A 25,323-nucleotide genomic window follows, 5' to 3' on the forward strand; every position below is an offset into this window, starting at 1 on the left:
TCAATATTTTCCGGCAATACTGCTTTATTGTTGTACCTAGTGATTAACCATACAAAGCTCATCAAGTGCTGCTAGTAACTCTTCTAAATTTGTTTTCATATCTACGCTTTTTACAAGCTCATCAAGCTTTTCTTCTAGCGTCTCGTCTATTTCTTCTATGCCTTGTTTTTCTAAGTAATTAATTAAATAGTTATAAATAAGTGCTTCAAAGTTTCTTATAAATAAACTACTTAAATAATCATTAAGTGCTAGCATTTGCATAATAGTCGAGTCTAAATTTAGATTCATATGCCCCAGAACAGCTTCATTGATAATGCGTGAAACAACAGCTTCTAAGCTATCTACTGAGTACTGGTATAAGGCAGTCAAAATTTTAATTTCATCTATATCTTTATATTTCTCTCTAGTATGAAATTTTTTGTAGAGTAGCTGCGTTTCTTTCACTTCTTCCCCCTCCTTCTCCTAAAAATATACCCCTTTCTCAAAAGCAACTTGCTACCCTTATTATAACACTCCTACCGGGTATTTACATGGCCTTTTAAATCTTTGTGATTTCTTACCAAAATAAGAAGAGCCTTTACTAGCACTTCACCAGTAAAGACTCTTTTTACCTCTTAGTATAGTGGATATTGATTTAATAATGCAGCTACTCTTTGTGCACATTCTTCCTTGTTTGCTTCAAAATCTTTAAGTGTTAGGTAGATAATCTCTGCAATTTCTTTCATATCAGCTTCTTTCATACCCCTTGTAGTAACAGCTGCTGTTCCAAGTCTTACACCACTTGTAACAAATGGTGAAGCTGGATCAAATGGAATCGTATTTTTATTACAAGTAATACCGATTTCATCTAAAAGATGTTCTGCTTCTTTACCTGTTACATTCATATTCCTTACATCTAAGCTCATCACGTGATTATCTGTACCACCTGATACAATGCGAAGGCCTTTGCCGATTAATGCATTAGCAAGTGCTTGTGCATTCTTAATAATCTGAGCTTGATAAGTTTTAAACTCTGGAGAAAGCGCTTCTTTAAAGCTTACAGCTTTAGCTGCAATGACATGCATTAATGGGCCACCTTGGATACCAGGGAAAATAGATTTATCAATCATTGGTGCAAACTCTTTACTACAAAGAATCATACCACCACGTGGTCCTCTAAGTGTTTTATGAGTAGTTGTTGTTACAAAGTGTGCATAGGGTACTGGGCTTGGATGAAGTCCTGCTGCTACAAGGCCAGCAATATGAGCCATATCTACCATAAGGTATGCGCCCACTTCATCTGCAATTTCTCTAAATTTAGCAAAATCTATTATTCTAGAATAGTTACTAGCACCCGCAATAATCATTTTAGGTTTATGTTCTAAAGCAATTTCTCTTACCACATCATAGTCAATTGTTTCAGTTTCCTTATCTACACCATAAGATACGATATGGTAGTGCTTACCTGACATATTAACTGGGCTACCATGAGTTAAGTGACCACCATGACTAAGGTCCATACCCATTACAGTATCACCTGGTTTAAGAGCAGCAAAGAAAACAGCTTGGTTAGCTTGTGAACCTGAGTTAGGTTGTACATTAGCATGCTCTGCTCCAAAGAGCTCTGTAGCACGGTCTCTTGCTAAATCTTCAATTTGGTCAACGACTTCACATCCACCATAGTAACGTTTGCCTGGATATCCTTCTGCATATTTGTTAGTTAAGGTACTTCCCATGGCTGCCATAACTGCTTTAGAAACAAAGTTCTCTGAAGCAATTAATTCAATTTTGTTGTTTTGTCTAGCAGTTTCTTTTTCAATTAGCTCTTTAATCTCTGGGTCTACAAGGTTTAATTCATCTAATGTGTACATTTAATATCCTCCTATGGTGAAGGCAATTAATAATTAAGAATGAATAATAAATAGTTGTTAATTAAAACACCTTCTGATTATTTATTCTTCGTTATTTTTTATTCTTCACCTTTCATTCTTTATTTTTAATTTTTAATTTTTAATTCTTAATTCTTCATTTCTCCATATACGCAGCATAACCTTTTCGAAGTGCTACTTTATTCATTTCTATGGTTTTAGCTGGTACAGTTTTTTCTACAATCTCTTCCCACTCTTCTAGTGAATCTCCAATATAAGCTGCATAAGCACCAATCATTATCATATTCACCACTTTAACATTACCAATTTCTTCTGCAATGGTTAAAGCATCAATAAAACAGTGTTCTTTACACCCTGCTTTTAAAGTCTCTAAAATGTTTTCTGGGTACTTATCAGCTCCCATAACGACTGGCATTGGATCAATTTCTTGGGTGTTAACAATGATTACCCCATTTTCTTTTAAATAAGGTAAATAACGAAGTGCTTCTAACTTTTCAAAAGCAAAGATAATATCTGCTTCGCCTACTTCTACAAGTGGTGAATAGACTTTCTTACCATATTTCACTTGCATCACGACACTACCACCACGTTGTGCCATACCATGTACCTCTGACATTTTTACATCAAGACCTTTAGTCATAGCATGGTTCCCAATAATACGACCTGTTAAAAGTGTTCCTTGACCACCTACACCAACAATGAGTATATTCTTTGTCATATTATTTTACCTCCTTGCTAATCGCTTGTTTTGGGCAAACCGAAGCACATAAGCCACAACCTGCACAAAGTGCTGTATTAATACTTATGCCTTCTTCACCTTTGCAAATAGCTGGACAACCTAATTTTAAACACATGCCACATTTAATGCAAGTCTCATCATTAATATCAAAGTTGGCCCATTTTTCTTTAATAATTAATTTACAAGGTGCTTTTGTAATAATAACAGAGGGTTCTTCTTTGGCTGTTTCCTCTTTTAAAGCTTTTTCCACAGCTTTCATATCATAAGCATCAACAGTTACTACATTGGGTACGCCTATTGCTTTGCATAATGCAGGAATATCTACTGCATAAGTTATTTCATTTTTTAGGGTTCGACCTGTTGCAGGATTGTGTTGATGGCCTGTCATGCCTGTAATAGAGTTGTCTGCAATAATGACTGTAGAAGCACCTTTATTGTACACAATGTCCACAAGTCCAGTAAGACCAGAGTGCATAAAAGTAGAATCTCCAATAATCGCTACAACATTCTTGCTAAATTCCCTACCTCTTGCTTTTTCCATACCATGAGCCATACCAATACTTGCCCCCATACATACACAAGTATCCATGGCCCCATGAGGAGGTGCTGAGCCTAAAGTATAGCAGCCGATATCTCCTGTTACTATGAGATTTAATTTATTAAGAATCGTATAAACACCTCTATGTGGACATCCAGGACAAAGTACTGGCGGTCTTACAGGTAATTTTTCTGCTGCTCTTACAGTTGGTACTTCTAAACCAAAAGCTACTTTAATTTGCCTAACAGATATTTCTCCCTGTCTGCCAAAAAGTTCTTTCCCTTTTGCATTAAAGCCTAGCGCTCTTACTTGTTCTTCAATAACTGGCTCTAATTCTTCTACTATGTATAACTCTTCTACTTCATTAGCAAAATTTTTAATCACTTCTGTAGGCAGTGGATTAACCATATCTAATTTTAAAATATTAGCAGTAAGGCCTGCTTCTTTTACATATTGATAGCAAATACCACTTGTAATAATACCCACTTTACTATCTGCTTTCTCAACATGGCATAAGCCAAGTTGATCTGCATCTTCTGCTAAGCGTAAGTTACGTTCTTCCACCATAATATGCTTAGGTCTTGCATTAGCTGGTGTCATAACATATTTGCGAATATCTTTCACATAAGGCTTAAGTTCTACAGCTTCTCTTTCCCCTATTTCTACAATTCCTTGTGAGTGAGATACTCTAGTAGTAGGCCTTACAATAACTGGTGTATCATAAGCTTCACTGATTTCCATGGCTTTTTTAACAAAGACCTTACATTCCTCGCTATCAGAAGGTTCAAGAACAGGTACATTGGCTGCCTTTGCTATCATTCTAGTATCTTGCTCATTTTGTGAGCTATGCATACCAGGGTCATCTGCAACAAATAAAACAAGCCCTGCATTAACACCTGTGTAAGAGACAGTAAATAAAGGGTCTGCTGCAACATTTAAACCAACATGCTTCATAGCTACAACAGATCTAGCACCTGCTACGCTACTTCCTATAGCTACTTCTAGAGCTACTTTTTCATTAGGTGCCCACTCTGCATAAATCTCATCATATTTAGCTATAAATTCTGTAATTTCAGTGCTAGGTGTTCCTGGGTAAGCTACTGCAACAGTTACTCCAGCTTCATAAGCTCCTCTTGCAATGGCTTCATTTCCAAGCATTAACTTTTTCATGAAAATCCTCCTTCTTTATGATGTAACGATAGTTTTTCGCAACTATTTCTATGATAGCACTAATTTTCTTTATTTTTCAAGCTTTTATGAATATTAATTAGTATAAATGCTAAATTATTTATTAGCAAGTTATTTATAGCAAAACATCAAATGTCATAATTTTAAGTCTATTACTGGAAGCAATAAAGTAGAGACCTTGTAGCTCATAGGCTACTTACGGTCTCTACTCATTCTCTTCTTCTGTTAAGCTTGATCTTTACTTTACTAATAAAAAATGTATTTTAAAACGTATATAGGTTAGCCTACTTAGCTCCTCTGTTAGTGTTCTCTTCAAACAAACTAAATACGCTTCTAACCCCTTGATTTCTTCTCCTGTCACCTGATGTTGCCCATAGCGATAATTTAAGTAAATAGTTATCATTTCTTCAAAAAGTACTTCTTTTACGCTTAATTCTTGGTCTATGCGCTTGGCGTATTCAAGCATCGATTCCTCTTCTTGTTTCTCATACCCTCTTTTTCCTAAATAAAACAATATCTCTTTCAGTAATAACTTAGCTTTTTCATTTGTTACGGCTTTCCTAAGCTTCCTCTTATATTGCAAAGCCACAATTCCTATATAAGTCAGAAATAATGTGGGCAAGATGACTAAACTTAATCCTATGATCCATAAAATAATCCAAGGTACCAGATTTTCTTCTTTTACTCGTTCCTCTATAACAGGTGGCACAAGCGCAGGTGATTGCTCTGGCATGTTGATTTCTGGTGTGCTAGCTTCGGCTCCCATACTAGCTAGTGTCACATTCCAGTTTTGAGCACTATAATTATTAAACTGAGGTGTTGCGTCAAAAGGAACCCAGCCATATCCTTCTATATAAGCTTCTACCCAAGCATGCATTTTACTTTCTGTTACTGGATAAACACCGTTAACGCTTTGATTATAATCTACAACAATGCCTTCTACATAACGCGTAGGAATATCCATACATCTTGCCAGTACTGCTATAGCTGTAGCAAAAGACGTACAATAGCCTTCTTTTTGCTCAAATAAAAAGTAATCTACAAAGTCTTCATCTTTAGGGACTGCCTCTGGTATTTTAGTATAAGTAAATTGGGCTAAGTACGCCTTAATGGCTTCTAATTTGTCATAGGTAGTAGGACTGTCTTTGGTGATATTCTGTGCTAGTTCATATACTCTAGCAGGTAGATGACTAGGTAATGCTGTATAATCCTCTTTAATATGCACTGCTCTTTCATAAAGCTGTTTTTCTAGTTTTGTACTTGTAAGAAAACCAGCTATCCCTTGCTGAGGATAAGCTTGCCAAAAGACGGCATCTTCTGGTAAAGCTGTTGGCACTAGAGACGTCTCTATAGGGTTCTCTTGATAATGGAAATTTTCTAAGCTCCTTAAATAGTCCTTAAATATTTGACTTCCTAAGTTCATTTCCACAAAAGAAAAATGATAATTAAAACCTTTTTTCTTGGTCCGTTTATAAGTGATATTTACCCCTTTGGTAGAAGGTAGCTTTTCATCTTCTTCAAGGCGCATATCGTAGGTAGCATTCGTATAAAATAAGCTTTTTGTACGTAGTTTTTCGAAATTGATGGCGATGCTAGCCGGATGAAAAAGTTCTTGGGCTGTATTGATTCCACTACGATATAAGGAATACAGTAGTTCCTTATATTCTAACTGATACTCCTGCTCATCTTCTATTTCATAGACTTTCTCTCTATCCCATCCATGTCCTGTATAGCTATTTCTTACATTACCTTTTAAATAAGTAGGATTCTTAGGCATAGGGGTTTGCTTTAACTGATAACCTAGTTTTTCATAAAGTTGTTTTATTCTTGTATTTTCTAATAAGGGCAGTACTTCTACTGTTAAAAGGACTTCTTCTGAATTTTCTAGCTTACCCCCTAACTCCATCTTGTCTTGATCTGAAAATCTAATTTGAAACTCACCTGTATCCCCTCTTGTAAATCCTTGAATTGAAGTAGCTAGGTCACTAATGCCCTCTGCTACTTGCTGAGCTGTCTTAATAACAAACTGCCAACTAATAGGTTTTGGAGAGGCTGGCCCTATGATAGAACCAATGCCTATAAGAATCGCAAATGGTACTAAAAAAGTGCTAGCTTTCTTGCTATACTGTTTATTCTGACGCTGATTTAACTGGCTCCCGATTTGTATTAAAACCCATGCCATATAACTTAGCACCAAAACGACAACCTCTTTACCTACCTCTATTTTTTTTATAGTTAAGCCAATCATCCCTATTAAAATAATAGCACTAAGGCCACTTTGCAATTTTATGGATTTCTGTAACAAGTAAAGTGGTAAAAGAACTACTATGTTCAAAATAATACTGCTGCAAAAGGCTTTATAAAATACATAACGATCCTCTATACCTCCATATTGCTCAAGCCACTGGAAGCTTTCATAGAAGCATTTAATAACATCAATATGGAAACAAGCAAGAACGCCTATAAGAAGCCCTATTGCCGCACCTAATAATAAATAGGTTTGTATATACTTTTTATACTTATTGATTTGATCAATCATCAGCCCTATAAAAAATGCTTCTACTACTATCAGCATAATGGGTAATTTTAGTTTCGAATAAGTATTGATGAAAAGTAAAATACCTAACCCTAACAGAATGGTTTTAATAAGATGCTCATAAGTCTGCCATTGCTCATTTGTCATACTTTTCATCTATAGCACCTCCTCTAGCTTAGTTCCTAAGCTTAAACAAACCACCTGTAAATGAGACTCTATAAATAGATCCATTAGCTTCTTTGTTTCCTCATCTGGTACTGCTTCTACTAGAATAATAGTTACTTCATTGCCTCTTGAATAAACTGGTAATAAACAAGTATATAGTGTTTGACTTAAGGTATTAGTCACTAAGATATACTGCTGATTTTCATAAATACTTCTTTCACTCATTTGTATCATGTCTGCTAAAGTAAAGGACGTATTAAAAATGGCGCTGCTACTTTTTTCATATAAGCTCTGAAAATCTGTTTCGCTGTAAATCTTCTGAGACTTTATTTTTTCTTCAGAAAAAAAGATTCTACATGGTATCTTCTTTTTTAAGCAATACTGCGCTAGGGCTAAAATACTTTCGATAATCAGATCTTGGACGATTAGTACTTCTATCTCTTTCCCCTTGGTTTCTGATAAATCCCAAAATAATAAAACACCACTTTCAGGAATAGCGACCCTTGTTCTACTCATCAGCTCTTGTTTTTTAGCACTTAACTTCCAATGAATCATTTTCTTTGTATCACCATAAGTATATTTTCTAGCTTCTGCTGTTAATTCCTCTTCTTGCTTTTTTAAAGGATACAAACTTTGCTTGGCATCCTGGTTTACTGCAATAAGCTTTGAGTCATTTATAGTAATCACTCTCGGTAATACAGTTAGCTTTAACTTAGAGGCTAAGGGATAGGTCATAGGAAACAAGCCAAAGAAATCCACAATTTTAACAGAATCAATCCCTACTTCATATTCTCCTCTATAATTACATACCATCATAGAACTTAAACTTTGCTTGTCACCAGGAAGCATGCAGTACTCTGTATCTTCCTTTCCCTCTAAAACATAAGATCTATCTTTAAAAAAGTGTACCTTTATACTGTGATAAGTCACTTTATCCTCATTACAAAGCTGAAAAAAGTAAGGGACAGGCTCTCCTTTAACAACTGTTTTAGTTCCTACACTTTGATAGATTTTAAAATGCATATAAACATAAAGTACATAAATTAAAGCCACTACTGGAACAGCTAAGGAAAAATAAAATAGACCATAAGCTAAATTACCACCAAAAAAACTGGCGAAGGTACAACTGGCTATTATGCTTAATATCACCATGATTCGACTAATCCACATGATAAACTCCTCCCCCTCTCCTCTATCTTATAAGGTAGGCTGTTTTATTTTAGATAAAATCACCTTAAGGAGCTTTTCAGGTGTTTGCTTATTAAGCTTTGCTTCACTAGAAAGAACCAAGCGATGAGCAAGTACAGGAATAACCATCTTCCGTATATCATCTGGAATGACAAAATCTCTTCCATTCATATACGCTAGAGCCTGTGAACTACGGCTTAAAGCTAAGGTTGCTCTAGGACTAGCGCCTAAGCTAATGGCACTATTATTTCTCGTTTCTTCTACAAGCCTTAATAGATAGTCAATCAAATCAGGATGGACTTTTACTAATTGAACTTCCTTAATCATAGCAATAATGTCTGCTTCTTCTACAACATAATCAATCTGTTTCCACTTGCTATCTTCTAAAAAGGCTTGAACCATTTTAATTTCACTTTGCTTATCAGGATAGCCAATGGAAATCTTCATCAAAAAGCGGTCAAGCTGTGCTTCTGGTAAATTATAGGTGCCTAAGTAGTCTATTGGATTTTGCGTAGCAATGACCATGAAAGGCTGAGGCAGTTGATAGGATTTGCCATCTACAGTAACTTGTCTCTCCTCCATGGCTTCTAGTAAACTAGCTTGGGTTTTCGGAGAAGTACGATTAATCTCATCTGCTAAAATAATATGGTTCATAATTTGCCCTTTAACTAGTTCAAACTGGCCATTTTGCATATTATAAATAGTCATCCCTGTAATATCACTAGGTAAGGTATCTGGCGTAAACTGAATTCTTGAAAAGCCTGAATGAATGGTATGAGCTAAGGCATTGGCTAAGGTAGTCTTTCCAACCCCCGGCACATCTTCTAACAAAATATGTCCTTCGGAAATAAGTGCTACGATTACTAGTTCTAGCACCTCTCTTTTTCCTATAATCACTTGCTCCATATGTTCTAGCATCTTATGAACTAACCCTTGTTTTTCCATTATATTACCCCCTTAAATAAATACCTTTTTTGCTTACTTTATTTTACCTACTTTTTTCTCAGCTTACTTTGTAAAATCTACAATACTATTGTTATAATAATGCATTTTTTATTGATGGCTTTTCAGCCACATTAAATAGCTACTTTTTATGATAAAATTTGGCAGGCCCTACGGCTTTACAGTGAAAACAGTCGCGTGTATACTAGTTAGTAATCTTTAAGTGATAAGGAAAGGATTTAGCGATGAAAGAAACGGCTACTCATGAACAAATTTTAAATTTTGCTGTACATACTGGAGAATTGATGCTTAAAAGTGGTGCAGAAACCTATCGAGTAGAAGATACCATTGCCCGTATTTTAGAAAAGCATCATTTTTGCTCGGTGGATACTTTTGTTATCCCTACAGGTATTATGGTGACCATAGAAGGTGAGACCTTTTCTTTGTCTACAAAAGTAGTTCGCGTTAAAAATCGAGGAACACGTCTTGATCGAATTGAACTTATTAATCAGCTTTCTAGAGATTATGTATCAGGAGAGGTTTCTTTAACTGAAGCGGAGATGAGGTTAAAAGCTATTTCAGAGAGTGAGGGTTATAAAAACCGCACTGTTATTATTTGGGTAGGCATTAGCTGTGCTTTTTTCTCTATTATGTTTAAAGCCAACGCTTTAGATTTTTTTATTACTTTTTTTGTAGGTTTAGGAGTAGGTTATTTACAAAATCGCTTAACTAGAAAGCATATTGTTACTTTCTTCGTTTTATTTATTTGTTCGCTTTTTATAGGTTTTAGTGTTATGTTTTGTTACTACGTATTTAAGGATTCTATTAAGATAGAACCTATTATTATCGGATGTATTATGCCACTCCTTCCCGGGGTAGCTTTTACAACAGCCGTTCGTGATGCCATTGGAGATGAGCTTATATCAGGAATTGCAAGAGGCGTTGAAGCGTTATTAGTAGCTGTAGCTCTGGCTGCTGGCATTGGTGTCTCTCTTAGTGCTTCCTTTTGGTTAGGAGGACTATTATGATTGTGAGTATTGTAAGTGCCTTTATTTCAACCATAGGTTTCTCTATTGTTTTCCATATACAAAAAAAGCACTTGCTTATTTGTGGAACAGTAGGTGCCCTAGGATGGGCTATTTATTTACTTTTAGAAAGAATGGGGGCTTCTACAGTATTAGCTTCTTTTGTAGCTGCCTTAGTGGTTACACAAGCTTCTTACTTTTTATCTAAGCGTCGTAAAACCCCTATTACTGTTTTTTTAATTGCTGGTATTATTCCTTTAGTTCCAGGGTTAGGGCTATATCGTACCATGTTTGCCATTTTAGAGTCTAATTATTCTTCTGCCATTGAATATGCTACTTTGACCTTTGAAATTGCAGGTGTCATTGCTGGCGCTATTGTGATTATATCTTTACTTCCTTTATTATGGCGAAAGCCTAGGCGTTAATGCCTAGGCTATCTTTTTACTCCTTTGAAGAAAATAGCCATTGTACCTGGACCTGAATGACTACCAACTGCTGCACCAACGTAATTGATTTTGATTTCTTTGACTGGGCATTCTTCTAGGATCATTTTTTTCACTTCTTCTGCTTCTTCTAAACACCCACCATGGCTAATAAAGACTTCAGCATTTTTTGGGTCTACGATATCTTCCTTGAGCTTTTCTACTAAAGCTTTTAAAGATTTTTTTCTTCCTTTGACTTTTTCTACTGGTATCAAACGGCCTTCATCATCTACATGCATAACCGGTTTAATTTGAAGTAAGGTTCCAAAGGTAGCTGCCGCCTTTGAAACACGGCCCCCTCTGAATAAATGATTTAAATCTGCTACAGTAAACCAGTGAATGATGTGTAACTTATTCGCTTCAATCCACTCTACTAATTCCTGCAAATTCATGCCGTCTTTTATTTGTTCTAGTGCATAATGAATTAAAAGACCTAATCCCATAGATGCACATTTACTATCTACTACTGCCATTTCTGCTTCTGGATATTCCTCTTTTACTTCTTCTAAAGCCATACGTGCACTATTAACGCATCCACTTAAAGCTGAAGAAAAGCCAATATAAATAACAGGCTGGCTATTTTGGGCGCATTTACGAAAAATCTCGGCAAATTGATACGCATTAGCTTGAGCAGTTTGTGGCATGGCTCCATTTAAAATAGCTTCATAAAAACTCTCATATTGCATAGTCTCTGCTAAGTCATCTTTTTTTTCTTCTCCATTCATAATGATCGTTAATGGAATCACTTGAATGTTATGAGCGCTAGTATATTCAAAAGGTAAATCACAACAAGAATCAGTTACCACTTTTATTTTCATTCTGTCCTCCTTAGGCAACCATTAGATGGCATTTATTTCTATTTATTATATCATCAAACCATTAATTTGTATATTTAAAATAGTCTATCCTTTCTTTGATATCTTATGTTTTTATATGAGTAGATACTGGCACTACTCAAAATAAATACTTTTGTGTCCATTGAGCTTGTTGCCTCCTTAATCTATTAAATACTCTTATTATGCTTAAAATATTAAAAACAAATAAACGGTATGCCTTTAACTGACATACCGTTTATTTTGATATTCTTTCAATTAATTAGAAGCTGCTCCTCTACTACAAGCACATTTTGCGCAACTACATTTTGTACAGCTACCACAGCAATCTCTGTCTCTATCCCTATCTCTGTCTCTATCTCTATCTCTATCTCTGTCTTCAGTTGTCTTTGCATCTTGACCTACTGATAAAGGCCTAATACTTGGTTCAAGTAAGTCTCCACATACGAAATCTAAGCAATCATTATTCTCGTCTTGAACTGGTGATAATTTTGGTGGTACAGTAAGACCTTCATGTTTGAATCTGTATTGTACAAAGTAAATAGATTTAATATAAAGTGTTAGACCAATAGCAAAACATTCTTCATTATCGCCTACTACTTTTGCAAGTGCCTGAGCTGATATACCTTGTTGGATTGTATTATTAGTTGGGAAATTATTGCATCTAACCTCACGGCCTTCTTCATCGTTAATAAATCCCATGTAATTAATAGTTGGAACAAGTTTATTACAACCACTTGGATTTTCCCTTGCGAAAGCTACGCCATAAGGTGTATAAAGGTCAAAGGTAATACAACTTGGATTAGTGCAAGGATCAAAACCACAGCTGTGTTCATCTCCTAAATATCTTACTGTCATCATGCCTTGTTTTACAACTTTACAACATTCATTAATAACAGATACGGAGAAAGTTACATCGATGTCTTTTAAAGTGATTCTGCTTAAATTAGGGTTTCCTTTAGCGGGTACTATTTCTGAAAATCTACAGTCACAAGGGTCAACAAAATTAAAGTCTATGTCTACTACCTGAAGTTGAAGTTTGCAAGCATGGCGAAGATCGCATTTGCTTAAACCATCAAATAAAATATCAATTGTTTCTCTTGAATCATTTTGGCAAACATCTTCAAGCTCATCTAAGCAAATAGTACGGCAAAGATTGATACCGCTTTCATCAAAAACAACTGGAGCCATCATGGTTAAAACTTTAGGTTCTCCAAAGTTCACATTAGTACAACGGAAAATTAAACAGCGTGCAACCCTATATGCTAAAGTTGCACGCTATAAATATGTTTGGTTGTTGTAACCGATTAAGGCTACAATCTTTAATTTTTAATAAAACACCATGTCTAACTTATTTGCCAATTCCTTTATGTCTGTTATTTTACCCCAATCAGTATTAAATATATTTTCGGTTGATACTCCACCACCGCATATACCTTTATCATCGCTATTCCTTATATCTAAACCTATCACATATATTTCTGAACCACGGTTATCCATCTTACTAAGTCTAACAAGGAAATTTCTAATTTCAACATAATTATTAGTTGTTAGTGATTTTGATTCACTGTCAAGTATTACGTTTATTTGTATAACCGAGTCGTTATTATGTACCTCTACTTCTTTTGCAGATTTGAATTCAATAGTGGCTATCTTAATGCCTTCAGCATTGAACGTATTTGCATTACTTAGAAACATGAATGACCTAATTACATTTAGAGCTAAGATGCATACGATTACTATAACTATTATACGCAGATATTTTTTATTCATCTTCCCCACCCCACAAATGATATTTACATTGAACAATACTCGTATAAAGTTATAGAGAATAATATTAAAAGTAAAGCATAGAAAGCTATAATCATAAAATCTCCCCCCTAATATCGAATAAATTTTAAGATAATTCTACACTATTTGATTATGTTATTCAATCTTTCCTTAAATAAACACCATTTTACTAATATATCTATCTGCCACTGCTTTAAATTCCTACGCATAAAAATACCACACCCTTTTATTTTAGAGTGTGGCCTTATAATCTATCTTTTAAACAAACTATTCTTTTAAACCACAAAACCCACCAATCAAAAGATTAGTGGGTTTTGTTATTAGTTAAAAACTGTCTTCTCTATATACCGGCAAGCGGCGCTGTTTTTCTTCGTATTTCTAGTATATGTTCTTTCTTCTAAAAAGTCAACATTTTATTTTGATATGTATAATTTTCTTATTCCTTCATCTATCTTGTCTAAGCTATCTGAAGATAATTTAATTCCATTTAAAACACTATATGAGTTCTTTGGATCATATATTCTTAGCTTACTTATTGTAGTTATTTGTTCCATAAGTGCAATACTACCTTTTTTCATTCTATTTATTTCTCTGTCAATCTTCTTAATAACCTCTATTTGCCTAATTGATTCTTCTAATCTACTACTCGCCGAATTTAAAGCTATTACATGTTCTTCCGTAATTTCATCTATTTTCTTTTTTACATCTCCTTTAAATCCTGGAACCAGTGTTTGAATTGACTTCTCTGCATCTTCTATGTTATTACTGCTAAGCATTTCTTTTATTTCTTTAGAAATATCTATCCTCTTAGCAATTATATTTAAATTACTTTTTATTTGCTGATGCTCACTTTCTGCTTTTTGCATCATCTGCTTAGATTTTCCTTGTAACTTGATATATATTTCATTTCCTAGAACTATATCGTTTTCATGAGCTTCGTTAGGATTATTTTTTATAGATGTTAACGGAATAATTGTTATTACTGATGAATTAAATGCATTATTTTTATCTAAAACAATAGCATAGTGTAATCCTCCTTCTTCACTTCCAATATTATATCCCAAATTAACTTTGATAATGTCACCTCTTTCGTACCTTTTTAAACTCTTGGGATTAAATTCGGATTCCTTCCTTAAATAATTGCAATAATCTTTCATCCAATAAGAAATAAGTGATATCTTCTTTTTATCTTTCGGATTAGTGCTACTTTCAAGTGACTTTAGATAGATATCCATACAATCTATAGCCTTTTCTCTATCAGTTTTCATATTACCCTCCTTTTTTATATTATATTTTATCATATGAACTACATATTTTGTATTAATATTGTATAATCTTTTATTTTTATTAATAATAATCAGTAAATTAAGTAATTTTTACTGATACCTATAGAACAAATCTACGTTTTAGGCATAAAAAAGAAGGGTAAGGCTTTTGGCCCTACCCTAGTTTACTATACTTAATTATTAAAGCTCGTATGTGATTAGCATTGTACTGTTTATACTCCCATAGAAGCCTATCAGAAATGATTTTATCCTTTACTAGTCTATCTATACCACCCATGTTTTTAAGTAGTCCTGGAACGTATTCTAGCTTCATATTGTCCATGCTTTCCCATGCACCAAGAACAGATATAACTTTTCTCTTATACAAAAGCTGTGCTGCTTTCTTAAGTTCTAGATCTTCTTTAACACACTGCTTAAGAAATAGCTCACTCTCTGCCTGTCTGCGCCTTGTTAGTCCTTTTAGCTCTGTAAGTGCCCCATTAACTCTTGCTTTGTTGTACAGTAGCATTTGGCTTGCTACATTAGACCAATATTCTTCTTTAATAGCTTTAAGTAGATTTCCTTTAAAAATACCTGTCCCCAAGTTGTAGCAAAAGCTTACAAGTGCATCAAATTGATTTTGGTTAAAATTAGTACCAAGCTTATTAACTGCATCCTCATAAGCTTTTAAATGATTTACAAGCAAACTATCGGCCTGTGCCTGAGTAATAACCATCCCTTGATGTGGTTTTACTCCATTTATTGGCTCTGTAGTACCCCACCCAATAGTCCATACACCTGCAGGGCATTTATAAGCTTTAAGTTGGCAACCCTCAAACTGCTTAATTAGGTTAATGCCAGTCTGTGATATTTTAAGAGCCATGGCTATTCCCCCTTATTGTCTCTATTCGCATCTACAAGGCCCTCACCTATGATGTAAGCTATTAATGCCCCACCACTTGTAATAATGGCTGTAACTTGTTCTATTGTTAAATTAGGCACATTAAATACAATTAGGATAGGAGTAACAAATCCTACTACTGCCGCCCAAAACTTCCTAGATGTTAACTTCTGTTTCCAATTCACTTTCATTTTTCTTCGCCCCTTTGCTTATATTTTCTTTCTTGGCCTTATCTAAGTAAAAGCCTATAACTATTCCTGTCTCTGCAAATACGCTAGGAATAAGGTATGCAAGAGGACTAGTATCTTTAGTAACCCACATAAGGACCATTGCAAATAAAGTGACTACAATGCAAAAACTAAGCACTATAGCCACTATACGTTTACTGTATTCGATTTTCTTTTTCTTTTTAGGTTTACTTACCCATTTAAGTCCCATCTCTAGCAGCTCCCTTCAATTCATCAATCCTGTGGTGAGCCGATTTAATGCTTTCTTCTGCCCTTATAAGCCTTTCATTCATGTTGTCTATCTTAGAGTCCATCTTATCTAGCTTAACAAGTATAGAAGCATTACCTTGCCTTAAGACCTGCATATCACTCTCTGTTGCCTGGTGATTCGCGCCCTGTTGCATTGTTCGTTGCCGACTAGTATATAACTTATCCCATATATTAAGCACTGTAAGTAATAAGCCAAATATAGCTGCAGCAATAGCCACATATTCCATAGCATTCCTCCTAGAAAGGCATAAAAAATACACCCTCTCGGATGCTTCTATGCCTTATATTTAATTAAGCTTCGAAATCTTCTCCAGTAATCTCTTTGTATTCTGCTTCTGTGATTCTGCCCTTTACTACGAATAAAGCCACTTGCTGTTTTGTATAAATACCCATTTCATAATATCTTTTAGCTGCTGTAAACCATATATTCTCCATCTTATAATACCTCCAATGTTATACTTGCGATTATTTGATCCATAACTGTTACTTGATTAATTAATTCTGCAACTTGCTGCTCTGTAGTTTTGGGTGGACAAATATCAATTTGTTTTGGTGGTTCTTCGTCTACCCATTCTGTGCCTGTCCATTTAGGTTTACCCATCGCATTAGCAATTTGCCAATCATTTTTTACAAGTTGTTCTTTTTCATTAAGAGTATAATGCAGAATATTATCATACTCATCAACACAAACAAAAGCCACTTTATAACCTTGCTCATTTATAACTATTCCAAACATCACTACACCTCCAAGTCGTATGGAATAACAGCAAACACATAATCACTTGAGCTAGCTGTATATACATTTATGGTTCCGTTTGGTAGTATCTCTACGCTACACCCAGTCATAGCACTATTCCTAGCACCTACGCTATAACCTTTAGAAGGAATATATCCACTAGGTAATGTAGCTATAGCTGTTTGTCCTGCGCTAAATTGCCCTGTGCTTGGTTTTGCATTTATTACTAACTTGCACTCATTAAGCCCGTTTTTAACTACATAAGACTCTAATGCACTAGTAGCATAATCTATAAACCCGGAATTATACGGTAATGGAATTTGTGTTTTAGTCAATAAATCATTGATTTGTTCTTGTAAATCTGTATCTCTAGCTTCTACCTCTGTACACATTAGATTCATTACATCATATCTAACTGGTGTACTAGGTTCAAATCTAGTTAAAGCATTCATTATTCATACCCCCCTAAGCAAATATAGTTATTTCCTTGAACTAAAAAACACACCCTGTCATTTAAGGTGGGCGTGTATGATTTAGGCTTCTTATATGTGTTACTGGAATCCTCCCCATCAAATTGCACTTTAAACGGTGAGGTGCTTGTAACAGTTCCACATTTTAGTGTGGGTTGTTGTTTCTTTAGCTTTTCTATTTCTGCATTCAAAATAGCAAAAGAATCTATCATATAGCCACCACCTTCCTACTTTCGACTTTTGCTTGTTGTCCCACGGCGCATTTAAACGTAATGGCTGTTATGGTATATTTAGCGTTTATGTCTCCAACCTTTATCCATACATTTGGCATATATAAATTCATAACATCAGGATCTATTGCTGTTTCAAAGTTTAGATGACTAAACTTACTATTGCTTTCATAAGCATCTTTCTTAGCTATTGCTTGTAATGTGATTAAGTCGGTGGCTTCTACACTCTGTGCATCAACTATACTGCGTCCACGATTAACCGTAGATGTTGGACTGTCAGCGTTGTCGTTAGTATAAGTAAAGCTTAATGGAGTAGCTACGTCTAAGTTGTTAGTATAGCGTACAAATACATTAGGCACATTAAATAAATCTAGCTCATCCACCATGTCCGGTAAAATTATACTAGCTTCATTATCCTCATAGGTCTTAATGTGTATCCTGTCTGTCGGCAGTACATAAGGTTCGGCTTTAAATACTCCGTCCTTATCTACCCATAGGCTTGTATAGTTAATACTAGCAAGTAAGTCGTTAATAATCTCAAGTTTACTTGTACCAATTTCATAATTAAACTCACTATTAAGCGTTTTAGAGGAGTCAGTAATATTGTAGCTATTATTACTACCTATTAGTCGCTTAACCTCATTCACAACATTAGTTCCTACAACTGCTGTGTACCTAGTAGTCACTTTATCATCTAACAACATTTGCAATAGACTGTATGCTGTAATATTTCTAGTCTTTTTGGTTCCTGTAATATTTCTGCTAGGAGAACACAGCATAAACACTCCTAATGCGGTCTTAACTTTATTTAAAGTCATGTAAACCTTAATTCTATCCTTTAAATAATCAATGCTACTATCATCATCCATAACAATAGTAGCACTAGATTTTAGTTGGCTTAGAAATTTGTAAGAAATGGAGCAAGACTCTACATTATAAAGCTTCTTCTTGAATGTGTTTGTATCGTCTAGCAATTCATATTGGAAGCTTAAATATCTGGTAGACATCTTACTCACCCTCTCCATTAAATGTTAATGTTCCATCAAATCGATATGCTCCGTCAAAAAATACTACCGCTGTGTTGCCATCACCTTTATACATATCTTTTTCAATAAAGCTTACTTCCGTAAAAGTAAATCCTATACTATACAAGCTGTTAGTGATTGGTGTTTTTGTAACATTAGATGTAACTTTCCCATAAATCTTTTCCCCTCTACAGTCTCGATAAAGTATTACTTCGCTGCTATCAAAGATATCCATAAAGGCATCATATTCATTAGCTTCTACAGTAAAGCTACACGTTACAATCCTATATTTAACTTCTCCAATTTCCGGTTTAGGAGCTGTACAACCAGCATAAATAGTAGTAACTATCTGTCTAATTTCTTGTACCCTTACACTAGGATCACCGACAAACTCTATAGATTGCGTTAAGTCGTCGCAATTAGCAAAGTTAAAGTTGCTTATGCTAATACTTGCATTTACCACATCACTCTCTATAATTCCGCCTGTTGTTCCTATGGCACGCACTTTATAGTAATGTGTTCCACTACCTAGAAATTCATCTTCATAAGTAAAATTATTATCTAGGTTGTAGGCTATTCTAATCCATTCACTTCTAGGAGATTTTCTCCATATCTCTGCTTTTTCAAATTCGTCACTGTAAGCAATATTAAAGTTAATAACAATACTATTTTTATTAGTAGCATAAATATTTACGATAGGCTTGTTAGGCACCACAAACGCTGTAGTGATTGTTTTACTATCCCACGCTGACCATAATCCAAACTGATTTTTAACACGTACTGCGATTGTATACGTGCCATTATTGGTAAGTGCATAAGTGGATGTGTAAGATGTAGCGCTACTTACCACCTCGTTAGTATTTAATACCTCTGTTCCCGCACTATTGCTAATTTTAAAATGATAGCTTGTATAGGCATCAGAACAAGTCCAGTTAAACGTGGGAGTAGCACTATTATAAATACTTATATCTTCTAGCTGTGGTGTATTAGGGGTAGCATATGCCAAAAATGTTACAGTCTTAGTTGCTGTCCTAACCTCTCCCCAACTACTTGTATAAGTAATTGTTAATGTCATGCTTTTTGTTCCACTTTTAAGAGTTTTAGCTGGAATTACTAAGCTATCGGCAGTTGTGCCACTGTAACTTAAATTGTCCAAGCTTAAACTATATGACTGTTGATTTGTAGTAACCCAAGATACTGTGATATTATTGTCTGCATTTTGGTTTACGTTATCAGGCTCCAAAGATATAATACTAGGCTCTACTCTAGTTAATGTAGCCGTTGTGGTAATCTCCTTACTATCTCCACTTACACCAATTAACTTAAATGTCCATCCACCATTTGTAGTTAATGTACCTTTAGGAATAGTTACACTAGTTTCTGTTGTCCCAGTCCAATTTTTTACTACATTACCATTTAAAATAGCTTGTAATGTCCAACTATCACAGGTTCCTTGCCAACTAATCGTAATATCTTCATCTAAATTAGTGCTACTTAAAACTAAATTGGATATATCTACTTCGTTATATTCTATTGTAATATAAGGCCTATAAGTTTCCGTAGGATGTTTTGCACCATAAAACCTTGCAAAATCAGTGTTGGTATAACCATAAAAAGCATATGTCAAACTTCTTAATGTATATTCGTTTTTTAGATTTAACTCGTATGCAGTATCATGCTGACAATACAAAGGGCCGAACCATGTTGTACCATTACCATATATAGTTATTGGGTAATTATTAGCACCATCGTTACACCTATAGCCGAGCTTTTTTAGTGTGTATTTGCTTATATTGCTAGGTATATCAAACACAATATTTACATCTGGATAATTAAATCCTAGCTTAAAGTAATCTTGGTCCGGATAAAGCTCTGGTTGTAAGCTACTTGTAGCGTATATTTTTAATGTTTTACTTGCCAACTACTCCACCCCCATTCTCATATTTACTTGTGCGTTATTGCACATTTCTACTACATCCACAAATTCTTTCACGCTGTTGGCTGGAATAGTGACATAAAAAGTGTTATGAGTTTCACCACCACTCACTAATTGCTCACTCTGTTGATTATTAATAACCTTTTCTCCACCACCAAAGTACATAAGTTCTCTACCTTTTTCTCCTACCCAGTGCCATCCTTGACTAGCATAATTAGTACCTGTAGCATAGCCACCTACATTAGGAGTAGCCATTGTTGTATATGTGCTACCGGACGCGGCCTTTTGCAATTTGCCTATTTTTTCGTACTGTTGCTTTAAAGCTTGATATTGTTTTTCACTCATTTCAGCTTGCTTATTACTATAAGCTTCTTCTAACTCTAACATCTTAGTTTGAGCATTAGCTTTAAGTTGTAATTTTTTCTCTTCATTAACACGGTCCAAATCAACTTCACGTTGTAAGCGTTGTTTGTATTTATCAAGCTTTTCATTATAACGTTTAACATCTTGTAAGTCACTCATATCGTACTTCTCTTTGAGCTCTTTTTCATATTCCGCCAACCTAGCATCCATGTATGATTTATAGACATCGTCCAAACCTTTAAGTTTATTTTCTAGCTCCTCTTGAATAGCTTTTATAGCATTTGCAGTAGCTTCTGCAGTTTCAGTTGCTTTTGTGCCTGTACCCTCTAAATTTGTTTGCACCTCTTGCATTTTATTAATAGAAACTCCAGGAATAAGATTTAAAGCATCTATTACACCATTACAAGCCTTAACTCCTACATTCTGTACATTAGTGAAAAATCCAGTAGCCCCATCAGCCGCATCTTGAAATCCGCCTAAAATCATGTCCATATTTAGAGTAATCACCCCTAAAGCAACTCGAAGAACGCTGGCTATAACTTTTATAACAGGCTCAAGCACTAACTTAATACCTTCCAGTACGCTCTTGAAGCCTTCAATAAAACTATTCATAGATTCGCTTATTCTTCCAAAAACACCGTTAACAGCTTCAAATAGCACGTCTAGAATAGGACTTAATAACTCCACTAAAGCGTTAAAAGTGGCAACCATTGGCTCAATCCAAGCGGTTACAATATTTATAATGTTACCCACAATAGCAGCTAAGTTGTTGTACAGATTAGAAAATGCCCCTAAAACAGCATCCACCCACATCAACATACGGCTTATAATTGGCTCCAACATTTCGAATGTAGCTATTTGAACAGACTCCCATTTACTTTCTATTCCCTTAAGAAGACCATCTACGTTATCAGCCATAGTCTTAGCCATACGATCTGTTGCACCTGCTGAGTTATCTATTGCATCAGCGAGCTTATTAAAATCGGCTTCACCGGCATTAATTACAGCTAAAAAGCCGGACATACCAGTTTTACCAGCTATAGATTCAGCATTCATTATCTTTTCAGACTCACTCATTTGGTCAAAAGCTTCTCGTAAGTCTAAAATTACATCCTTAAGCTCACGCATAGAACCATCAGAGTTAGTTGTTGCGATATCCATTTCTCCAAAAGCTTTAGAACTAACCTTACAACCTGTTGCTAGTTCGGTAAACATACGTCTTAATGCTGTACCAGCCATGGATGCTTTAACTCCACTATTAGCCATAAGTCCAGTTGCTAAGGCCACATCTTCAATACTATAACCGGCAGCACCTGCGGCGGCGGCACAATATTTGAATGTTTCGCCCATCATATCTACGTTAGTGTTAGAGTTACTAGACGCTTGGGCCAACACGTCACAGAACCTTGCTGTTTCTTCCGCGCTCATCCCAAAAGCAGTTAAAGCATCTGTTACAATATCGGATGTTCTACCTAAATCACCATTATTAACAATAGCTAAGTTAGCAAGTGGTTCTATACCCGCTAACATATCTCCAACTTTCCATCCGGCCATAGCCATATATTCCATAGCTTCACCGGCTTGACTTGCTGTAAGAACTGTATTTTTACCTACTTCCTTAGCCTTGTCACTTAAGAGTTTCATTTCTGCAGTTGTCGAGCCACTAATTGCTTCAACTTTAGACATTTGCTTTTCAAACGCTACTCCAACTTGTACAGATGCTTTAATAAAATCTAGCAGTGCCTTAGTGGCTATAGCTATACCAGCAACAGCTAACGCAACATAAGCGGCTTGTAGACCACCCACGGCGCTAACTTGATCTATAAGTGTGCTCTTAAGACTTCCTAAGTTTGCACCAAGAGACTTAGTTGGGTCCAAGGCTCCTAACAAGGCATTTTTTAAATTACCAAGTCCAGTTTGACCGTTTGCGCCAACACTCGTTAGACTTTCTTTTATCTTATTAAGTTCACTAGCCACATTTGTTTTATCAATAGCCACCTTAATAGATAGCGTAGCTAAATTTAAATTAGCCATTGTTATTCACCCCCTCTAATTTCTTCTTAAGACTCCTTAAGCCTTGTAAATCACACTCTTTAGTCGTTAGCCTTATACCATCAGCTAGTGCTTTTTTGCCATCAGGACATTTTAAAATGTTATTTATATACGCATTGCGACTTAATAAAGCAAACTCGTAGAAGTCTAATTTTTTGACATCTAAATAGCTCATATTGCAATAGTCAGCTACTTGCTTGTAAGTTGCTACGACGTTATCCTCATAAGTAAAAATACTAGATATATCGTACTTTTTCCCCTCGTCATCCTTAAAATGCACAAAGGGGATTGTTAGTTTGGGTTTACTAAAACTCCCTGGCACCACATAAAGTAATCTTGAAGAATCTCACCTTGTGTGAAAATGTCATAGCCTTGCTCAGCTAACCATTCTTTTGTGAACTCGTGCTTTTCCACGTTGTTATTAAGTACTTTAAGTACCAAGGTTCCAATAGTAGCAAGAGCACTAGCTACGTTTTCTGTACTCATTCCGGAGACTTGTTCTCCGATTTCAACGAACACCTCCTGGCTACACCTTTTCACGTGTACAATCTCTTTTTCTTCTTCATCAAGGGCAATTTCCCATGTTTTAACCTTATTTGACTTTTTTGCTAAGTTATAAGCCACTTAAAATTCCTCCTTTATACAAATAAAAAAGAGAGGTTTCCCTCTCTCTTAAGCACTTAATTGTGGTAATTCTTCTTCTATAATTACTAATGTCCCCTCTGCATCTTGTGCAAATGCCTTGATCTCAGCATCAATAACTGTAGCATTTTCTTTTTCAAAAGGTAAGCTGAATCCTGCTGTGTTCTTACCCTTGATTGTCACACGAATATAACAACCATCATCCTTTTTGTGTCTAAAGCGAATAACGTAATACTTACCATTAGCGTTATCACGACCACCAATTTTAGTAACACGTTTACCTTTAGCTTCTGCTGTGGCCGGTGTTGTTGTCACTCTAGCAGTCTCACACATCATGGCTACTACATTACCGTTCCAGCTAAGAATTCCAGTCCCTAGCGTCACATCTTCTTTTGTAATAAAGGATTTAACAACTTGTCCTTTAGAGTCCTCTACATCTTTGTAGGTTGGTGAATATTTTAATGTGGCGCCACTGTCGATATGTGCTACGTTATTGTCATCCACTTCTAGAACGGTATCTTCTGGGATACTATCAGTATAAAGCATCATAAATACGTCTCCACTGCCTAGTGTTACATCCTCTGTATTTGCCAATTTACTCATTTACTTCACTCCTTTTCTTGATAAAATAGTATAATTTGCTTTTAATTTAAACATTTTTAGATCACCATCATACCAACACCCACCACCGTTTTGACTCACTTCTAGAATACTATTAGTAAGCTGTGTGTCCCCTATAGTGATAAGTAGTTTATCTAATCGCTCTTTTATTTCACAGCACTTAAATAAATTCTTGTTTATGATTGTTATTTCAAACTGGCTTTGCTCTTTAATTCCATCACTTAGTAACGGGATAAAGTTATAACCTATACCATCACTTAGTAACGGCATAGGCATTATTTTTGTATTATCAATTTCAGCTTTTAAAAGAGTTTTTAAGGTAGTATCGTTTTTAAGTATCGTTATTAATTCAATAAGTACCACCTAATCACCCCTTTAAAATGTTTACAATTTCAGTTACGTGATTATAAACTGCATCACGCAAAAAAGGGACTCCGGAAAAACTTCCGTGCCCCTCATGGAACGGTACAGCATATTCAATGTCAGTACCTACTGTAGTTGCTAAATCATTTACATCATGGCTTATACTTGCTCTCAAAATACCACTACGATTATGCCCTTGCATGTTCTCTTTAGCTTTATTTTCTACAAATTGCCCCACACGTTCTATTTTATTCTCTAGCAACTTATCTATTTCATCACTAACACCACTATTAATAATTATCGTAATATCACTCACTCATTACCACCTCTTTCAGAAGTAGTTGTGTAAGCCTACTGTCAGTATTAAATGACTGTACTTCATAAGTTGTATCGTTATTAACAATACGATAAGCACCACATTTTTCAAAAGCTTTAAATGTTGTTAATCCAGTAGGAGCATACTTACGATATACAGCGTCATTTGTAACGGTAGAATAAAGTTTGTTTGATGTAGCTACACTAATATCTTGTATAGGCTCCCACGACTCTCTCCACTGCCCCAAGGCGTCTTGTACTCTTACAAGTTGTTCGAGCGTAAACTTTACATATTTCATAATAGCTTCACCCTCCCTTTACCAATACAAGGTAAGCCTAAAGCGGATAGTTGATCGTTAATATAACTAGGATAACCTTTTACAAACGTCTCAGACATACCATTAGCTTCATAGTGGCTAGTACCCTCATGATTAAGTCTATTAAGCTTAATGATTACAATGTCCTCAATCACATTATCCCAAGTATCACTATATTCTTTACCTGTAGACTCTAACTCTTTCTTGGTTTTATCGATAAGGAGCTGTATAACCACCTCATCTGTATTACCTGTCAGCGTTTTAATATTCTCTAACACAGCCCCTCACCAACCTT

The 25,323-nt window shown here is 35.3% G+C and carries 31 protein-coding genes; 2 read left to right on the forward strand and 29 right to left on the reverse strand.

Features of this window, described 5'->3' with window-relative positions:
- Positions 1-36 precede the first annotated feature (36 nt).
- The 7 genes from QTL86_RS11050 to QTL86_RS11080 form a co-directional block, all read right to left on the reverse strand.
- On the reverse strand, positions 37-444 hold the full coding sequence (locus tag QTL86_RS11050) for a hypothetical protein (RefSeq protein ID WP_013656296.1): 408 nt from the start codon (positions 442-444) through the stop codon (positions 37-39).
- 170 nt (positions 445-614) lie between these two features.
- Positions 615-1,850: a serine hydroxymethyltransferase gene (glyA, locus tag QTL86_RS11055; RefSeq protein WP_127066018.1), complete on the reverse strand. Its 1,236-nt coding sequence runs from the start codon at positions 1,848-1,850 to the stop codon at positions 615-617.
- Between the two features lie 154 nt (positions 1,851-2,004).
- Entirely contained in the window at positions 2,005-2,586 is a 582-nt protein-coding gene (locus QTL86_RS11060) for an indolepyruvate oxidoreductase subunit beta (RefSeq protein ID WP_127066017.1), read from the reverse strand.
- A gap of 1 nt (position 2,587) precedes the next feature.
- Positions 2,588-4,315, reverse strand: coding sequence for an indolepyruvate ferredoxin oxidoreductase subunit alpha (iorA, locus tag QTL86_RS11065; protein WP_410497201.1), 1,728 nt, complete (start codon positions 4,313-4,315; stop codon positions 2,588-2,590).
- Between the two features lie 256 nt (positions 4,316-4,571).
- On the reverse strand, positions 4,572-7,025 hold the full coding sequence (locus QTL86_RS11070; protein ID WP_410497202.1) for a DUF4129 domain-containing transglutaminase family protein: 2,454 nt from the start codon (positions 7,023-7,025) through the stop codon (positions 4,572-4,574).
- Positions 7,026-8,204 (reverse strand): DUF58 domain-containing protein, encoded by a 1,179-nt coding sequence (locus QTL86_RS11075; RefSeq protein WP_127066014.1) that lies wholly within the window; start codon positions 8,202-8,204, stop codon positions 7,026-7,028. It abuts the gene before it with no gap.
- Positions 8,205-8,231: 27 nt separating this feature from the next.
- Complete coding sequence (locus QTL86_RS11080; protein WP_127066013.1) at positions 8,232-9,167, reverse strand: AAA family ATPase; 936 nt, start codon at positions 9,165-9,167, stop codon at positions 8,232-8,234.
- 242 nt (positions 9,168-9,409) lie between these two features.
- Between QTL86_RS11080 and QTL86_RS11085 the strand changes: the two genes are divergently transcribed.
- Together QTL86_RS11085 and QTL86_RS11090 are read left to right on the forward strand one after the other, a co-directional pair.
- Entirely contained in the window at positions 9,410-10,192 is a 783-nt protein-coding gene (locus QTL86_RS11085) for a threonine/serine exporter ThrE family protein (protein ID WP_127066012.1), read from the forward strand.
- The gene (locus QTL86_RS11090) at positions 10,189-10,614 is read left to right on the forward strand and encodes a threonine/serine exporter family protein (protein WP_127066011.1); all 426 of its coding nucleotides are present in this window, start codon (positions 10,189-10,191) and stop codon (positions 10,612-10,614) included. Before QTL86_RS11085 ends, QTL86_RS11090 begins: the two co-directional genes overlap by 4 nt.
- Before the next feature lie 8 nt (positions 10,615-10,622).
- Here QTL86_RS11090 and QTL86_RS11095 read toward each other — a convergent pair whose 3' ends face one another.
- The 22 genes from QTL86_RS11095 to QTL86_RS11200 all read right to left on the reverse strand — a co-directional run bounded on the left by QTL86_RS11095 (position 10,623) and on the right by QTL86_RS11200 (position 25,306).
- Entirely contained in the window at positions 10,623-11,489 is an 867-nt protein-coding gene (locus QTL86_RS11095; protein ID WP_127066010.1) for a DegV family protein, read from the reverse strand.
- 273 nt (positions 11,490-11,762) lie between these two features.
- On the reverse strand, positions 11,763-12,728 hold the full coding sequence (locus tag QTL86_RS11100) for a hypothetical protein (protein ID WP_410497203.1): 966 nt from the start codon (positions 12,726-12,728) through the stop codon (positions 11,763-11,765).
- Between the two features lie 105 nt (positions 12,729-12,833).
- Positions 12,834-13,277 carry a hypothetical protein gene (locus QTL86_RS11105; protein WP_410497204.1) on the reverse strand — a complete coding sequence of 148 codons (444 nt, stop codon included), beginning with the start codon at positions 13,275-13,277 and terminating at the stop codon, positions 12,834-12,836.
- A gap of 431 nt (positions 13,278-13,708) precedes the next feature.
- Entirely contained in the window at positions 13,709-14,563 is an 855-nt protein-coding gene (locus tag QTL86_RS11110) for a type II toxin-antitoxin system PemK/MazF family toxin (RefSeq protein WP_410495001.1), read from the reverse strand.
- A 172-nt stretch (positions 14,564-14,735) separates the two neighbouring features.
- On the reverse strand, positions 14,736-15,443 hold the full coding sequence (locus tag QTL86_RS11115) for a lysozyme (protein ID WP_410495002.1): 708 nt from the start codon (positions 15,441-15,443) through the stop codon (positions 14,736-14,738).
- A 2-nt stretch (positions 15,444-15,445) separates the two neighbouring features.
- Complete coding sequence (locus tag QTL86_RS11120; protein ID WP_410495003.1) at positions 15,446-15,652, reverse strand: hypothetical protein; 207 nt, start codon at positions 15,650-15,652, stop codon at positions 15,446-15,448.
- Positions 15,618-15,899, reverse strand: coding sequence for a hypothetical protein (locus QTL86_RS11125; RefSeq protein ID WP_410495004.1), 282 nt, complete (start codon positions 15,897-15,899; stop codon positions 15,618-15,620). Before QTL86_RS11125 ends, QTL86_RS11120 begins: the two co-directional genes overlap by 35 nt.
- Entirely contained in the window at positions 15,889-16,185 is a 297-nt protein-coding gene (locus QTL86_RS11130; protein WP_410495005.1) for a hypothetical protein, read from the reverse strand. The genes QTL86_RS11125 and QTL86_RS11130 overlap by 11 nt, the downstream gene beginning before the upstream one ends.
- Positions 16,186-16,249: 64 nt before the next feature.
- Positions 16,250-16,393, reverse strand: coding sequence for an XkdX family protein (locus tag QTL86_RS11135; protein WP_410495006.1), 144 nt, complete (start codon positions 16,391-16,393; stop codon positions 16,250-16,252).
- Between the two features lies 1 nt (position 16,394).
- Positions 16,395-16,694 (reverse strand): hypothetical protein, encoded by a 300-nt coding sequence (locus QTL86_RS11140; RefSeq protein WP_410497205.1) that lies wholly within the window; start codon positions 16,692-16,694, stop codon positions 16,395-16,397.
- A gap of 2 nt (positions 16,695-16,696) precedes the next feature.
- Positions 16,697-17,146, reverse strand: a complete 450-nt coding sequence (locus QTL86_RS11145) for a hypothetical protein (protein WP_410497206.1) — start codon at positions 17,144-17,146, stop codon at positions 16,697-16,699.
- Entirely contained in the window at positions 17,146-17,376 is a 231-nt protein-coding gene (locus QTL86_RS11150; protein WP_127065813.1) for a hypothetical protein, read from the reverse strand. Before QTL86_RS11150 ends, QTL86_RS11145 begins: the two co-directional genes overlap by 1 nt.
- Positions 17,373-18,401 (reverse strand): hypothetical protein, encoded by a 1,029-nt coding sequence (locus QTL86_RS11155; RefSeq protein ID WP_127065812.1) that lies wholly within the window; start codon positions 18,399-18,401, stop codon positions 17,373-17,375. The genes QTL86_RS11150 and QTL86_RS11155 overlap by 4 nt, the downstream gene beginning before the upstream one ends.
- A gap of 1 nt (position 18,402) precedes the next feature.
- Positions 18,403-20,340 (reverse strand): hypothetical protein, encoded by a 1,938-nt coding sequence (locus tag QTL86_RS11160; RefSeq protein WP_410497207.1) that lies wholly within the window; start codon positions 20,338-20,340, stop codon positions 18,403-18,405.
- Positions 20,341-22,752, reverse strand: coding sequence for a phage tail tape measure protein (locus QTL86_RS11165; RefSeq protein WP_410497208.1), 2,412 nt, complete (start codon positions 22,750-22,752; stop codon positions 20,341-20,343).
- On the reverse strand, positions 22,745-23,050 hold the full coding sequence (locus tag QTL86_RS11170; RefSeq protein WP_410497209.1) for a hypothetical protein: 306 nt from the start codon (positions 23,048-23,050) through the stop codon (positions 22,745-22,747). The genes QTL86_RS11165 and QTL86_RS11170 overlap by 8 nt, the downstream gene beginning before the upstream one ends.
- Before the next feature lie 11 nt (positions 23,051-23,061).
- On the reverse strand, positions 23,062-23,394 hold the full coding sequence (locus tag QTL86_RS11175; RefSeq protein ID WP_410497210.1) for a hypothetical protein: 333 nt from the start codon (positions 23,392-23,394) through the stop codon (positions 23,062-23,064).
- 48 nt (positions 23,395-23,442) lie between these two features.
- Complete coding sequence (locus tag QTL86_RS11180; RefSeq protein ID WP_410497211.1) at positions 23,443-24,015, reverse strand: hypothetical protein; 573 nt, start codon at positions 24,013-24,015, stop codon at positions 23,443-23,445.
- Positions 24,016-24,396, reverse strand: coding sequence for a hypothetical protein (locus QTL86_RS11185; RefSeq protein WP_410497212.1), 381 nt, complete (start codon positions 24,394-24,396; stop codon positions 24,016-24,018).
- A 4-nt stretch (positions 24,397-24,400) separates the two neighbouring features.
- Positions 24,401-24,712, reverse strand: a complete 312-nt coding sequence (locus QTL86_RS11190; protein ID WP_410497213.1) for a hypothetical protein — start codon at positions 24,710-24,712, stop codon at positions 24,401-24,403.
- Positions 24,705-25,010: a hypothetical protein gene (locus tag QTL86_RS11195; RefSeq protein WP_410497214.1), complete on the reverse strand. Its 306-nt coding sequence runs from the start codon at positions 25,008-25,010 to the stop codon at positions 24,705-24,707. Before QTL86_RS11195 ends, QTL86_RS11190 begins: the two co-directional genes overlap by 8 nt.
- The gene (locus tag QTL86_RS11200; protein ID WP_410497215.1) at positions 25,007-25,306 is read right to left on the reverse strand and encodes a hypothetical protein; all 300 of its coding nucleotides are present in this window, start codon (positions 25,304-25,306) and stop codon (positions 25,007-25,009) included. The genes QTL86_RS11195 and QTL86_RS11200 overlap by 4 nt, the downstream gene beginning before the upstream one ends.
- Positions 25,307-25,323 lie beyond the last annotated feature (17 nt).

The organism is Cellulosilyticum sp. ST5 (assembly GCF_046529625.1).
Classification (GTDB): Bacteria; Bacillota; Clostridia; order Lachnospirales; family Cellulosilyticaceae; genus Cellulosilyticum; species Cellulosilyticum lentocellum.